This window comes from Terrimonas rubra (assembly GCF_042686025.1).
In the GTDB taxonomy this organism is placed as follows: domain Bacteria; phylum Bacteroidota; class Bacteroidia; order Chitinophagales; family Chitinophagaceae; genus Terrimonas; species Terrimonas rubra.
Map to the genome: position 1 here is coordinate 251,371 of NZ_JBHUOZ010000003.1, position 15,144 is coordinate 266,514.

Sequence of the window (15,144 nt, forward strand, 5' to 3'; positions counted from 1 at the left end):
ATTGCTAAAAGAAAAGATTATGAAACCAAGTAAATTAATATATGCTTTATGCATTCCTGCGGTGATGGCAGTGTCTTGCAAAAAAAGCTTTCTTGACCGTCCGGCTTTAGATGGCACTACTTTATCAAACTATTATAATACGGCTTCTGAAGTAAGGGGACTTACCGCTACTTTATATGGTATCCCATGGTCAGGGTACGATAACCGTGCAATGGACTGTATCGGTGATGTTATGGCCGGCAATTCATACACCGGCGACGGCAACGCGGATGATGCTCCGTTTAAAAATCTCACATTAACTTCCGGCTCGGCACGTTTAGCCGAGGCCTGGAAAGTGTTTTACAAAATCGGGGGCTGGTCAAGTGAATACATTAAAGCATTAGAACAGAAAAAAGCCTCCGGTACCAGTGCGTCATTTATTGATCCTGCTATTGCCGAATGTCATTTTATGCGGGCCACTGTATATTTCTATATTACCCGTATATGGGGACATGTTCCTATTGTAACAGATCCGGCCGGAGTGGCGCTTTCAGGTAATTTCAAAATTCCGCGTTACCTGAAGGGCGATGTGCTGAAGTTTGTTATCGAGGAATTGAAAATTGCGGAAAAAGACCTGCCCGAGTCAGATGTACCGGGACGTTTAACAAAATATGCGGCAAAAGCCATGATGGCAAAAGTGTATTTGTATATGAAAGATTATGACAATGCACGTGTAAAAGCCAAAGAAGTAATTGATTCGAAAAAATATACCCTGTTAGATAATTATGGTTCACTGTTTAACAGCAGTGCTAATAATAACAGTACAGAGTCAATATTTGCCATACAAAAAAAATTAGCGACCAACCCCTGGGGTACGGGCAGCCAGAAGCAACCGGACCGCGGCCCGGGTAATTTGCAAACCACCGAAGCCAGTATGTGGGAATTATATGCACCTACTATTGATATGCGTGATGCCTATGAGTCAGGCGACTTGCGTAAAAGCGGTTCCATCATGACACATGGCTGGTCGCACCCGGCATGGAAGCCTAAAACCGGTACGGCAGATTATGACAACTTTATGGCAAACGGCTATAAATATGATACCCTGCAACCTGCGGGTGGCGCAGGTGGTCAAAAAAATGATACCCGCTCAAACATTGCAAAATACGTTGTAGGGCCTGGTGCTTCTTATGGCGGCGAGCCGGTATTGGGTATGAACACGGGTATCAATACCATGTTACTGCGTTATTCTGATGTCCTGTTAATTTATGCGGAAGCTATCCTGGCCGGAGCAGCTTCTACCAGTAATAGCGATGCGCTGGCAGCTTTTAATGAAGTACGGGAGCGTGCCGGTCTGCAACCTAAAAGTGCCATTACCAATGATGATATTTTACACGAGCGTCGTGTAGAGTTTGCTTTTGAAGGAGATTACTGGTTTGATATTAAACGCCAGGGTTATGTAAAAGCGAAAGCCTTAATACAGGCACAAAACAGGGGCACTATGGAATTCAGTAAATACATAACGCCGGCTTACGCAAAGGACGATGATATGGACCTGCCTGTACCGGCTACAGAGGCACTGGCCAACCCTGCTTTACTGGAAGCGCCAGTACCTTATTATTAAAATTTACTTAACAGAGATACAACGACTAAATAATAGCGTATGAAAAAAATATTGTTTGCATTAAGACAGCTGGGGGTATACCTGTTAACGGCAAGTATATTATTAACCGCTTGCAAAAAGGATAAAGATGGTACGCCTGGTTATAAATCGGGTGACCTTACTTTTAAAAGTGTTTTTCCTGAAGAAGGCGGTGGTGGTACCATGGTGACTATTTCCGGTAATGGTTTTGGGGATATACGCACCATTGTATTTGATAAAGGTGATGTTGTGGCATCGTTTAATCCTACTTTGAATTCTCCCGGCAATATTATATTCCGCGTGCCGAATGAGGTAAATGGAGGCCCGCAAAATATAGTGTTGACCAATGGCGCGGGTAAAACACTGTCAGTACCATTTAATGCACTGGCCTTCCCGGTGGTGGATGAGGCTTTTCCAACAGATTTTTCTGCCGGCAGTACGGTTACTTTGACTGGTAATAACCTGGATGATGTTACAAAAGTTTTATTACAGGGAACTACCGATGAAGCAACCATTGTATCGGCCACCAAAAAAGAGCTGGTACTTACCATGCCTGCCTCAACCGTCAGCAGGGCAAAACTAAGTGTTACCAATGTTACCGGTGAGCTGATCACGAGCCAGGAATTTTTAAATGTAGATGTAGCTACACATGTGTTTCTGGAAGACTTCATCGATCCGGCTCAAAGCTGGTCCTGGGGCGGTAGCTATACCCCTTCCACTGATTTTAAAATAATGGGTAATCAAAGCCTGAAGGCAACCTATGATAAGGACGGAGGGTTACAAATAGGTATGTGGCAGGACCTGGTACTGCCTGCCGGTACAAAATATTTATCCTTTTGGGTAAAAGGGGAAGAAACCGAGCGTACCGTTAACCTGAGTATCAATGGCAACGGGTGGAGTGGCGAAAAAACAAAATCGCTGAGCATACCGGCTAAAAAATGGACAAATATCAAAGAAGACCTAACAGCTTTTTATCCCGGTTTAAATTCCGTTAGTGTAATCAAATTACAGATACAGGGTGCTACAGGCGGTGTAATGTATTACGATAACATCATGTTCGTCAAATAAATCAATATGATTCCAGCCTTTGAGAATTATAAATGAAGAATGATGAATTAGGCGTTATGAATTGAAGATCTAAAGCTGGATGATACATCCTGGATTGCCTATTGCTATTTATCAATTGTCAATTGTCCATTGTCAACTGTCCATTGTCAACTGTCCATTATAAATTCCCTATTGTCCATCGTTAACTGAGTTATTATTTTTATAGCATGCGATATATATTCTGTACGGCTCTCTTTATGGTATTGATCGGTTATGGTTGCAGTAGTTTGGCCCAGGTATTGCCATCGGCTAAAAACGCCAATATACAAACTGTTAACCTGTATAAAAACCTGCATGCATTAAAAGGTAAAGCAGTTATGTTCGGTCACCAGGATGCTTTGGCTTATGGCGTAACCTGGCGTTATGAAAATGACCGGAGTGATATAAAAGATGTAACCGGCGAACACCCGGCTGTATATGGCTGGGATGTGGGTGGGATTGAAATGGGGAATGAGAACAACCTGGACGGTGTGCCCTTTAAAAAAATGAGGACTTATATCAAACAGGTTTATGATCGAGGCGGTGTTAATACCATCAGCTGGCATGCACGCAGTCCACTAGGTGCTGAAAAGGGCTCCTGGGATACTACGCATGGTACCGTAACGAGTATTTTACCCGGTGGTGCCAATCATAGCTTATATAAAAGCTGGCTGGATAAACTGGCCCAGTTCTTTAAAAGTTTAAAAGGCAACCAGGGTGAACTGATCCCTGTGTTATTCCGGCCTTATCATGAACACACGGGTAACTGGTTCTGGTGGTGTAAAAATGCCGTTACAGATGCGGAGTATAAAACCTTATGGCGTTTTACCGTTTACTATTTACAGGACGTAAAAAAGTTAAATAATCTTTTATGGGTGTATTCTACGGCAGGTGATGTACAATCCGAAGCCGGGTTCCTGGAAAGATATCCCGGTGATGATGTAGTGGATATGCTGGGTTTTGATGCCTACCAATATGATGATCCGGCAACAAGCAATGCCTTTATAACCAATGTAGACAAGCTGATGGGGATAGTAAGCAAAATAGCAAAAGATAAAAACAAGCTGCATGCCTTGACTGAAACGGGTTATGAAGCCGTGCCTTACCCTGCCTGGTGGACCGGTGTATTGTGGAAAGCGATGGAAAAACATGATGCTTCTTATGTGCTGTTATGGCGTAATCATGGCCTGGCCAAATGGAATAATACCATGCATTATTATGCCCCTTATAAAGGACAGGTATCGGAAAAAGATTTTTTGGATTTTTATAAGTTGGATAAAACTTTTTTTCAGCAATCAGTTAGTGAACAAAGCTTGTATAAATAAGCAGTATATGGGCTTTTATTTTTCTCATGCAATCGGAAAAAGGAATGCCTGTTGTTCTCAGCAGGCAGCTTTTATTGTTTAATTCATTTTTCAGGACAAGAAGGATATGTATATACAACTTAAGGAAAAAATAGGGTATGGTTTAGGCGATGCGGCATCCTCCATGTTCTGGAAAGTATTCAGCATGTACCTGCTGTTCTTTTATACAGATGTTTTTGGATTGGATGCGGCTGTAGTAGGCACCATGTTTTTAATTACCCGGATATGGGATTCGTTCTTTGACCCGGTGGTGGGGGTAATGGCTGACAGGACACAATCGAAATGGGGGAAATTCAGACCCTATTTATTGTGGATCGCCATTCCATTCGGCTTGATAGGCGTGATCACGTTTTATACTCCTGATTTCGGACAAACGGGTAAATTGATCTATGCCTATATTACTTACTCACTGATGATGATGATCTATTCACTCATTAATGTGCCCTATGCTTCTTTATTAGGTGTAATGTCATCCGATACCAGGGACCGGAATGCACTGTCTTCCTATCGCATGGTATTCGCTTTTGGTGGCAGCCTGGTAGCGCTCTGGGGTATTGAACCGCTGGTGAAAAACTTTGGCAATGGTACAATGGTCTCATCATCGGGATGGGTTTGGGCCATGGTCGTGTTTTCCTTGGTGGCTGTATTGTTATTCTGGGGGTGCTTTTACCTGACCAAAGAAAGGGTAAAGCCTGTAGTGGAGAAAGCAGCTTCTTTAAAAGATGATATAAAGGACCTGTTTGCCAATAAACCCTGGTGGATATTGTCGGTGGCAGCCATTGCGGCCCTGGTATTTAATTCCATTCGCGACGGGGCAGCAGTGTACTATTTTAAATATTATGTAAGTGATGGGGTAGTGGGACAGGATAGTTATAGTTTGTGGTCGGCCACTTTATCTTTAACTACCTTATACCTGGTAATAGGCCAGGCCTCCAATATCATTGGTGTAGTATTGGCCACGCCATTGGCAAACCGGTTTGGTAAAAAGCAGGTTTTCTTTACGGCCAACGTACTGGCGGCTAGTTTAAGTATTCTGTTTTATTTCCTGGACAGAACAAATGTAGGGGCCATGTTATTGCTGCAATGTATCATCAGTATTTGCGCAGGGAGTGTTTTCCCTTTATTATGGTCGATGTATGCCGATATAGCTGATTTTTCCGAATGGCGAAACGGCCGGAGGGCTACCGGGTTGATATTCTCTTCCTCGTCCATGGCCCAGAAATTCGGCTGGACGATTGGCGGTGCAGCCACCGGCTGGTTATTGGCTTCTTTTGGCTTTAAGGCCAATGTAGTACAGAGCACCAGCAGCCTGGAAGGAATTAAATATATGTTGAGTTTTTTACCGGCTGCCGGCGCAGCCATAGCAGTGATCATCATTTTCTTTTACCCGTTGCATGAACAAAAAGTAGCTGAAGTATCCACAGCACTGGCATCACGTAACGGAACCACCACACAAGATTAAAATACAATAGTATGGACAGCAATTTTGAACAGCGGTTGTCAGCGCTTCAACAAAAACATGATGAACTGATTACCCGGAAAAACAGGCCTGTGGCAAATGGTAACGGAGTGTACGAACGGCATGAATTCCCCGTACTCACCGCTGCACATGCTCCTTTGTTCTGGCGTTATGATCTTAACAAAAACACTAACCCTTTTTTACAGGAACGTTTTGGTATCAATGCGGTACTGAATGGAGGTGCCATTAAATGGAATGGCAAATACCTGGTCATGGCCAGGGTAGAAGCCGTGAACCGGAAATCTTTTTTCGCAATTGCCGAAAGTGCCAATGGTATTGATAATTTTAAATTCTGGGACTATCCTGTATTGATACCTGAGACCAATATACCTGATACCAATATTTATGATATACGCCTGGTGCAACATGAAGACGGGTATATCTATGGATTATTCTGTACCGAACGCCGCGACCCGTCAGCACCCGAAGCAGATCAGTCTGCAGCAGTTGCCCAATGTGGCATTGTGCGTACGAGGGACCTGGTTAACTGGGAGCGCCTGGATGACCTGGTAACCAATTCAGCACAACAACGTAATGTGGTATTGCATCCCGAATTTGTAAATGGTCAGTATGCTTTTTATACCCGTCCGCAGGATGGTTTTATTGAAGCGGGTTCCGGGGGCGGCATCGCATTGGGCCTTGCCGGTAATATGGAACATGCTGTGGTGACCGATGAAGTGATCATTGACAGGAAAATATACCACACTATCTCCGAATTGAAAAACGGCCTGGGACCTGCTCCTGTTAAAACGGCAGAAGGCTGGCTGCACCTGGCACATGGTGTACGTAATACAGCGGCGGGGCTGCGGTATGTCATGTATATGTTTATGACTGATCTGCAGGATATAACCAAAGTGATATATAAACCGGCCGGTTATTTTTTAGCGCCTGAAGGCGAAGAAAGAATCGGCGATGTATCCAATGTTGTTTTTAATAATGGCTGGATAGCCGATGAAGATGGCACCGTGTTCATTTACTATGCTTCTTCCGATACCCGGATCCATGTGGCTACTTCCACCATCGACCGGCTGGTGGATTATGTGATGAATGCTCCGGCGGATGGCTTTACTTCTTATACCACCGTACAAACCATCCATACGATTATTAATAAAAACAAGGCCTTTATACCAAGGTTTAAAACAGTTACCAGTGTAAATGGAACCCATTAGTCAAGATATTAGCAATACGGGCAACATTGCCGGTGTAATAGCGCCGGAACAATTTACGCATGAGTTTCAACAGGAATTGCGGGCCATCCTGCAGTACTGGTTGCAATATACGGTTGATGAGACCAACGGAGGTTTTTATGGCTCGGTAACCAACGACAATATACCGGACACAACAGCTCCTAAAGGGCTGGTATTGAACAGCCGCATTTTGTGGGCATTTGCCGCTGCTGCTACACATGAATACAATCAACAGTATAAAGAAGCGGCAGACCGGTCTTTTGATTATATACAGCAATATTTTATTGATCTTACACATGGCGGCGCTTACTGGTCGGTAGATGCCGCCGGCAAGCCTTTGGATACAAAAAAACAGGTGTATGGTATAGCTTTCTGTATCTATGGATTAAGTGAATACGTAAAGCTTACCCGCAGTGATCAGGCATTACAGCTGGCGATTGATCTTTACAACAATATTGAAACACATGCCAGGGATATAACCGGTGAAGGGTATATCGAAGCTTTCCGGGAGGATTGGTCAGTTATAGCAGATCTGCGGCTCTCCGATAAGGACAGCAATACACCTAAAACAACCAATACCCATTTGCATATAGTGGAAGCTTATGCCAATTTATATGAGGTATGGCCGGATGAACAATTACGAAAAAATATCAAAAACCTGCTCACCATTTTTGATCAATTCATTATTGACAGGAATACATATCATTTAAAACTATTTTTTACCAGGGAATGGCAGTCGCAGACCGCTGTCTGTTCCTTCGGACACGATATAGAAGCTGCCTGGTTATTGCAGCATTGTGCTGAAGTGATAGAAAGCAGTATACATACGCAGTATTTTAAAAGCCTGGCTGTGAAAATGGCACAAACTACCTTGAACTGGGTGGACAAGGATGGTGCTTTATGGTATGAGTTGGATATTAGCAGTAAAACAATAAACAGGCAAAAGCACTGGTGGGTACAGGCAGAAGCCATGGTGGGCTTTTACAATGCCTACCAGCTTACCGGCAATAAATTATATGTGCAGTTATGTGGGAGGAGCTGGCAATTTATACAGCAGTATTTAATCGATACGGAAAAGGGTGAGTGGTTCTGGGGTATTGATGAAAAAGGACAATTACTCTATGAGCCTAAAGCCGGTTTCTGGAAATGTCCTTACCATAATGTACGTGCCTGTTTACAACTGATCGGCAGGATGCAAAAACATCAGCCGGTTACTTAAATGTTTGCCATACAATGAAACTAAAATTTTATACAAGGTACTGTTTTGCCTGCCTGTTATGGCTGGCAACAATGGCCTGTAATAAAAATAAAGGTGGCGCTGTGCCGCCGGTTGTGGACCCGCCGGATGAAGAGATAAAACCACAAAATGATCCCGCTCTTGCAGCAACCATTGGATTCTTCATGAATGACTGGCAGCCCAAAACTTTTGTTATTCCCGCAGCCACTAATACGGTTATGCCACCTGCTGCCACCAGTTATACAGTTACTGTTGACCGAAGCGAGGTGATCAGTAAAGTATCACCCGCATTATTTGGTAATAATGCCAATACCTGGATGACACAATTAGTGAACCAACCTGTATTGATCAATCACCTGACAAAAAACAAACCCGGTTATATCCGTTTCCCGGGCGGAAGTATCAGTGATATTTTTTTCTGGAATGCACAACCCAATACACCGCCAGTAAATGCACCTGCTAAACTGGTGAAAGCCGATGGTGCGGTGGAAGATGCAGGTTATTGGTTTGGTAAAAACACTGCTGACTGGACACTGTCAGTAGATAACTATTACAATATGTTACAGCAAACCGGCAATAAAGGACTGATCACGGTGAACTATGGCTTTGCACGGTATGGTAAGGGTATTAACCCCGTAGCAGAAGCAGCACACCTGGCAGCAGACTGGGTGCGTTATGATAATGGACGTACACAATACTGGGAAGTAGGGAATGAAAACTTTGGTAGCTGGGAAGCCGGTTACCGTATTGCTACGGCCGACAATAAAGACGGGCAGCCTGAATACCTTACGGGTGCTTTGTATGCACAACATTTCAAGGTATTTGCCGATTCTATGCGTAAGGCGGCACAGGAAACTGGAAAAACAATTTATATCGGTGCGGTGATATTGGAAGCTCCGGCTCCTTCCTGGGAAACCAATACTTTTAAAAACTGGAATGCAGGTGTGATACCTGGTGTTGCCAATACCCCGGATTATTATGTGATCCATAGTTATTATACACCCTATAATACCAATTCAACAGCAGCAGAGATATTAGCTACCGGCTCTTCCAATACCAAACAGATGATGCAATATGTAAAACAGCAGCTGCAAACCTATGGTGTAACGGAGAAACCGGTTGCCTTAGATGAATGGAACATTTTTGCGGTGGGCTCTAAACAAATGGTATCTCACGTAAGTGGGTTACATGCCGTATCAGTATTGTCAGAACTCTTAAAACAAAAATATGGATTTGCCTCCCGCTGGGACCTGGCCAATGCCTGGGAAAATGGTAATGATCATGGCTGGTTCAGCCAGGGCGATGAGGCAGATGGTATTCCTAAATGGACGCCAAGGCCGGCATTTTACCATATGTATTTCTTCCAGCGTTTCCTGGGCGATAAAACCGTCGCGGTGACCAGCAGCCATACCGAGCTGGAAGCCTATGCTTCATCCTTTACTTCGGGACAAATGGGTATTACTTTATTAAATACAGGAACCAGTGCCAAACCGGTAGAAATAGTGATAAAGAATTTTTTAAAAGGAAATCGTTTTTATTGGTACACCCTCACCGGTGGTACCGATAACGGCGAATTCTCCCGTAAGGTACTGGTAAATGGTAGTACAACAGCATTAGCGGCAGGTGGCCCGGATAATTATTTAACAATCCCTGCCAATGCAGCCGTTACTGCCAATGGTATTAAACTAACAGTACCGGCAAGGGCGGCGGTGTTTATTGGGGTGGACAAAAAGTAATTAGCTAATGTGACGATTTGGTAATGTGCTGATCAAAAGCCGCTGAGATGGTATGATCAATAATGAATGCAGCGGTTGTTTGTGAAATAAAAATGAAAATATAATAAGCATGAGGTTTTTAATGGTATTGTCTTTTGTAGCAATGATGATGAATGTGCAGGCGCAGGGGAATTATAAAAAAACGGATGATGGTGTAGTGGTCTATCCCGATAAAATATTGTCGGGGAATGCGGCAATGGTACAACTACGGGTGATCAGCGATAAAATAATAAGGGTGGTGGCATCACCTGTTCAGGAGCCGGCTCAACAGGAAAGCCTGGTGGTATTACCACAGCAAAGAACGGCAGCTTTTACAGTTACAGAACAGGGAGCTGGTAAACTGGTCTTGGCTACGGCTTTATTACAGGTAGTGGTGGACAGGCAAACAGGTGCCGTTGGTTTTTTAGAGAAAAACGGGAAGGTTATTTTATCAGAAAGAAAGGTGACGGGCCGTTTATTACAACCTGTTGTATGGGAAGGCGAATCATTGTACAGCGTTAAACAAACTTTTGATATGGCTGCCGGTGACGCTTATTATGGCCTGGGGCAGCACCAGGAAGATATGTATAACTATAAAGGGCAGCAGGTACTGTTATTCCAGAATAATACCGAAGTAGCAGTGCCGTTTTTAGTCTCCAATAAAAATTACGGCTTATTATGGGATAACTATTCGCTGACGAAGGTTGGGGATACCAGGGATTTTCAATCTTTATCATCGTTAAAGCTATATGATAAAAATAATAACAGGGGTTGGTTAACAGCCACCTACAGTAACGACAGGAATAAACCGGAGACCACAGCTATTGTCAAAGCAGAATCGGATATTAACTATGCTTATGTAAATGACAGCAAACTCCACCTGCCCAAGGAGTTTAATGTAGAAAAAGGGGTGATCAACTGGGAGGGAAGTATTGCCAGTGGTGTAGCGGGTATGCATAAAATCAGATTGACCTATGCCGGTTATACAAAAGTGTGGATCGATGGTAAGCTGGTATTTGATAAATGGCGCCAGGCCTGGAACCCAGGTTCAGGAGTAATTAATCAGCTATTTGAAAAAGATACACCTCTGCCAATACGTATTGAGTGGATACCGGATGGCGGTGAATCCTATATTACAGTAAAATGGTTGCCGCCGGTACCTGCGGCCGATGTAAATAGTTTTACCATTGATGCCGAAGCGGGTAAACAGGTAGATTATTATTTTGTCTATGGACATAATACGGACGAGGTGATCAGTGGCTATCGTTTATTGACGGGTAAGCCACAGATCGTGCCCAAATGGGCGATGGGCTTTTGGCAAAGCCGGGAAAGATATAAAACGCAAAAAGACCTGGTAGATGTGGTAGCGGAATTCCGGAAAAGAAAAATCCCATTGGATAATATTGTACTGGACTGGAGTTATTGGCGGGAAGCAGAGTGGGGTAGCCAGGATTTTGATGAAAAACGTTTTCCTGACCCGGATGCAATGATCAATGACCTTCATAAGAAGTATAATACAAAGATCATGATATCGGTATGGCCTAAGTTTTATGAAGGTATACCGGTTTACGACAGTTTCTACAGCAAAGGCTGGTTGTACAAACGTAATATAGCCGACCGGCAAAAAGACTGGATAGCCCATGGTTATACTTCTACCTTTTATGATGCTTTCAACGAACAGGCAAGAAAAGGTTTCTGGGATCTGATTGATAAAAAATTATATCGTAAGGGTATTGACGCCTGGTGGATGGATGCCAGTGAGCCGGATATATTGTCCAATGTGTCACCGGAGAGAAGAAAACAACAGATGTCACCTACGGCCCTGGGAACGGCTGCTGAATACTTAAATGCTTATCCCCTGCAAAATGCTAAAGGTATTTATGAGGGCCAGCGAAGTGTTGACCCGGATAAAAGAGTATTTCTCTTAACCCGTTCCGGTTATGCCGGTTCGCAGCGTTATGCCGCTACTATCTGGAGCGGGGATATTGCCACAAGATGGGAAGATATGAAAGCACAGATCAGTGCGGGTATCAACTTCTCTTTATCGGGCCTGCCCTACTGGACCATGGATATTGGTGGCTTCTCGGTAGAACGCCGCTATGAAAAACCAAATGAAAAAGACCTGGAGGAATGGCGGGAGCTTAATACCAGGTGGTACCAGTTCGGGGCATTTGCGCCCTTATTCAGGGTGCATGGCCAGTTCCCTTTCCGCGAAATTTATCATATAGCGCCGGAAGACCATCCTGCCTATAAGAGCATGTTGTACTACAACAAACTGCGTTACCGGCTCATGCCCTATATCTATACACTGGCCGGTGATACCTATCATAAAGATGCCACCATTATGCGTGGACTGGTATTTGATTTTGCTGCAGATACTACTGTAACCAATATCGGTGATCAGTATATGTTCGGCCCTTCTTTACTCATTAACCCGGTACATGAATATAAAAGCAGGAAGCGTACACTTTATTTACCGGCGGGGCAGGGTTGGTATGACCTGTACACCGGTAAATATACAGCCGGCGGACAAACGGTTACCGTGGATGCACCTTATGAAACCATGCCGGTATTTGTAAAGGAAGGCGCTATTATTCCTGCAGGGCCTGCTCTGCAATTTACAGGTGAGAAGCTTGCTGACCCTATTACGCTGTATGTATATGCCGGTAAGGATGGCAGCTTTACCTTGTATGAAGATGAAGGTTTGAATTATAATTACGAAAAAAATGCTTTTGCTGCCATCACTTTTAATTACAACGGGAAAACTAAAACCCTCACTATTGAAGACCGAAAAGGAAACTTTAGCGGCATGTTAAAGAAAAGAACATTTTATATCCGGCTTATCAGTAAAGAGCAACCGGCAGGTATTGATTTTGAAGAAAGAACGGGATTAAAAGTAACCTATACCGGTAAAAAACAGGTAGTAAAATTATAATGAGCAACTATTTAAATAAAAGATACAGGAGTGCGGGATTGATATTATTCATGCTGTTAATGGTTGTTATTAGTTACGGTCAACCGGGCAGCCGGCGGACTTTTAATAATGACTGGCAGTTTTACCTGGGGCAAACCGATGAATCGGTTCACCACGCTACATTTAAAGGCGAGGGTTGGCGTAACTTATCTGTTCCGCATGACTGGAGTATTGAATTGCCTTTCGATAAAGAAAGCCCAACAGGAACAGGGGGTGGCGCTTTACGTGGTGGGTTGGGCTGGTACCGGAAAGTATTTGTATTACCGGAAGCAGATAAACATAAAAAACACTTTATCCGTTTTGACGGCGTATATATGAATAGCGAAGTGTACCTGAACGGTCACTTGCTGGGCGTACGTCCCAATGGCTATATTGGATTTAGTTACGATATGTCGCCATACCTGCAATACGGTCAGCAAAAAAATATATTGGTCGTAAAAGTGAATAATGATAAACAACCCAATTCCCGCTGGTACAGTGGTTCGGGTATCTATCGTAACGTGTGGCTGGAGAGTAGTTCCGGTATACGCATCAGTGAATGGGGGCCTTATATTACTACACCCGGGATCAGGGCCGGAAAAGCTGTCATTAAAATAGAAACACCTGTTCATATCGATAAGCCGGCAGGGGCGATCTATAGATTACGCCAGCGGTTATTTGATGCCAAAGGTGTACAGCTGTTACAGTCACAAAACAAATTCCGGGCAACGGAAACAACCGTTAACCTGCAGCAGGAGCTAACTGTTACCAGACCTGTTCTATGGTCTGATGAAAACCCTTATTTATACAAAATAGTCAGCGAGGTAATTGATGACAATAATAAAATAATGGATAGTTATACTACCCGAACCGGTATCCGTAGCTTTTACTTTGATGCGGATAAAGGCTTTTTCCTGAATGGCAAAGCCACTAAACTTCGGGGTGTTTGCATGCATCACGACCTTGGTGCTTTAGGTACTGCCATCAATACCCGGGCTATTGAACGACAACTGGAAATATTAAAAGCTATGGGTTGTAACAGTATCCGTACTTCTCACAACCCACCTGCTCCTGAACTGCTGGACCTTTGTGATAAAATGGGCTTCCTGGTAATGGATGAAGCCTTTGATATGTGGGCGAAAAAGAAAACGGATTATGATTACCACCTGTACTGGGACCAATGGCATGAAAGGGATCTGCGGGACCATGTATTACGTGACAGGAATCATCCCTCTGTTATTATGTGGAGCGTAGGGAACGAGATCATAGAGCAATGGGGTAAAGATTCTTCCGGTGCGGTAATACTGGATAAGCTGGTAAATATCGTAAAAGAACTGGATGATCGCCCGGCCATTACAGCCAATAACGAGATCAATACCTACAACAACTTATTAAAGGCAAATATAACGCCGCTGATCGGGTATAATTATAGTCATAAATACTGGGATAGTGTCCATAGTCGCTGGGGTAAAAAGCCTTTTATTGTAACGGAGTCTACCTCTGCTTTACAAACCCGCGGCAGTTATGATATGCCTTCGGATAGTATCCGCCGCTGGCCCGAGGCCTGGGATAAGCCTTTAACAACGGGTAATACCGATACTACCTGCTCAGCTTACGATAATTGCGCCACTCCATGGGGTTCTACGCATGAAGAATCATTGAAGCTGTTTCAAAAATATGATCATATCGGCGGCATGTATGTATGGACGGGCTTTGATTATATCGGCGAGCCTACTCCTTATCCATGGCCGGCCCGCAGTTCTTATTTTGGTATTGTTGACCTGGCCGGATTCCCTAAAGATGTGTATTACCTGTACCAAAGCACATGGACCAGCCAACCGGTATTACATATTTTTCCGCATTGGAACTGGACACCCGGACAAACGGTAGATGTATGGGCCTATTACAACCAGGCGGATGAAGTGGAATTATACCTTAATGGCCAGTCACTGGGTATTAGGAAAAAACAAAATGATGCTATGCATGTGGTCTGGCGGGTAAGCTACCGGCCCGGCATACTTAAAGCGGTTTCAAGGAAAAACGGTAAAATAATTAAAGAAGCCCTTATACAAACGGCCGGTGAACCTGCGGCTATCTCTTTAAGTGCGGACAGGAAACAATTACAGAAAAATAAAAATGATCTTTCTTTTATAACCGTTACCATCAAAGACAAAAAAGGCAATACAGTGCCACTGGCCGATAACCTGGTTACATTTACCCTGCAGGGAGATGCAGAGATCGTTGGCGTTGATAATGGCAGCCAGACCAGTATGGAATCTTTTAAAGCATTACATCGTAAAGCCTTTCATGGAAAATGCCTGGTGATCGTCAAAGCAAAAAATAAAACAGGTCTTATTAAATTAACCGCAAGCGCTGCAGGCTTACCACCGGCTACCATCGAACTGCAGGTGCAATAAGGTTTG

Annotated in this window: 9 protein-coding genes; all 9 read left to right on the plus strand. The window is 43.7% G+C overall.

Going from position 1 to position 15,144, the window contains the following annotated elements:
* Nucleotides 1–19 precede the first annotated feature (19 nt).
* Nucleotides 20–1,603: a RagB/SusD family nutrient uptake outer membrane protein gene (locus ACFS6H_RS10665; RefSeq protein ID WP_386098140.1), complete on the plus strand. Its 1,584-nt coding sequence runs from the start codon at nucleotides 20–22 to the stop codon at nucleotides 1,601–1,603.
* 39 nt (nucleotides 1,604–1,642) lie between these two features.
* Nucleotides 1,643–2,689, plus strand: a complete 1,047-nt coding sequence (locus ACFS6H_RS10670) for an IPT/TIG domain-containing protein (protein WP_386098142.1) — start codon at nucleotides 1,643–1,645, stop codon at nucleotides 2,687–2,689.
* Between the two features lie 206 nt (nucleotides 2,690–2,895).
* Entirely contained in the window at nucleotides 2,896–4,032 is a 1,137-nt protein-coding gene (locus ACFS6H_RS10675) for a glycoside hydrolase family 26 protein (RefSeq protein WP_386098144.1), read from the plus strand.
* Nucleotides 4,033–4,138: 106 nt separating this feature from the next.
* On the plus strand, nucleotides 4,139–5,533 hold the full coding sequence (locus tag ACFS6H_RS10680; RefSeq protein ID WP_386098146.1) for an MFS transporter: 1,395 nt from the start codon (nucleotides 4,139–4,141) through the stop codon (nucleotides 5,531–5,533).
* 11 nt (nucleotides 5,534–5,544) lie between these two features.
* Entirely contained in the window at nucleotides 5,545–6,759 is a 1,215-nt protein-coding gene (locus tag ACFS6H_RS10685) for a glycoside hydrolase family 130 protein (RefSeq protein WP_386098148.1), read from the plus strand.
* Nucleotides 6,746–7,996 (plus strand): AGE family epimerase/isomerase, encoded by a 1,251-nt coding sequence (locus ACFS6H_RS10690; protein WP_386098150.1) that lies wholly within the window; start codon nucleotides 6,746–6,748, stop codon nucleotides 7,994–7,996. Before ACFS6H_RS10685 ends, ACFS6H_RS10690 begins: the two co-directional genes overlap by 14 nt.
* 14 nt (nucleotides 7,997–8,010) lie before the next feature.
* Nucleotides 8,011–9,750 (plus strand): alpha-L-arabinofuranosidase, encoded by a 1,740-nt coding sequence (locus ACFS6H_RS10695; protein WP_386098152.1) that lies wholly within the window; start codon nucleotides 8,011–8,013, stop codon nucleotides 9,748–9,750.
* A gap of 109 nt (nucleotides 9,751–9,859) precedes the next feature.
* On the plus strand, nucleotides 9,860–12,703 hold the full coding sequence (locus tag ACFS6H_RS10700) for a TIM-barrel domain-containing protein (RefSeq protein ID WP_386098154.1): 2,844 nt from the start codon (nucleotides 9,860–9,862) through the stop codon (nucleotides 12,701–12,703).
* Nucleotides 12,703–15,138, plus strand: coding sequence for a glycoside hydrolase family 2 TIM barrel-domain containing protein (locus ACFS6H_RS10705; protein ID WP_386098156.1), 2,436 nt, complete (start codon nucleotides 12,703–12,705; stop codon nucleotides 15,136–15,138). The genes ACFS6H_RS10700 and ACFS6H_RS10705 overlap by 1 nt, the downstream gene beginning before the upstream one ends.
* The last annotated feature ends 6 nt before the right edge of the window (nucleotides 15,139–15,144 follow it).

Coding starts and splice junctions, on each gene's coding strand:
- ACFS6H_RS10675 (WP_386098144.1), top strand. CDS start 2,896: ATGCGATATATATTCTGTACGGCTCTCTTTATGGTATTGATCGGTTAT.
- ACFS6H_RS10685 (WP_386098148.1), top strand. CDS start 5,545: ATGGACAGCAATTTTGAACAGCGGTTGTCAGCGCTTCAACAAAAACAT.
- ACFS6H_RS10670 (WP_386098142.1), top strand. CDS start 1,643: ATGAAAAAAATATTGTTTGCATTAAGACAGCTGGGGGTATACCTGTTA.
- ACFS6H_RS10695 (WP_386098152.1), top strand. CDS start 8,011: ATGAAACTAAAATTTTATACAAGGTACTGTTTTGCCTGCCTGTTATGG.
- ACFS6H_RS10680 (WP_386098146.1), top strand. CDS start 4,139: ATGTATATACAACTTAAGGAAAAAATAGGGTATGGTTTAGGCGATGCG.
- ACFS6H_RS10665 (WP_386098140.1), top strand. CDS start 20: ATGAAACCAAGTAAATTAATATATGCTTTATGCATTCCTGCGGTGATG.
- ACFS6H_RS10705 (WP_386098156.1), top strand. CDS start 12,703: ATGAGCAACTATTTAAATAAAAGATACAGGAGTGCGGGATTGATATTA.
- ACFS6H_RS10700 (WP_386098154.1), top strand. CDS start 9,860: ATGAGGTTTTTAATGGTATTGTCTTTTGTAGCAATGATGATGAATGTG.
- ACFS6H_RS10690 (WP_386098150.1), top strand. CDS start 6,746: ATGGAACCCATTAGTCAAGATATTAGCAATACGGGCAACATTGCCGGT.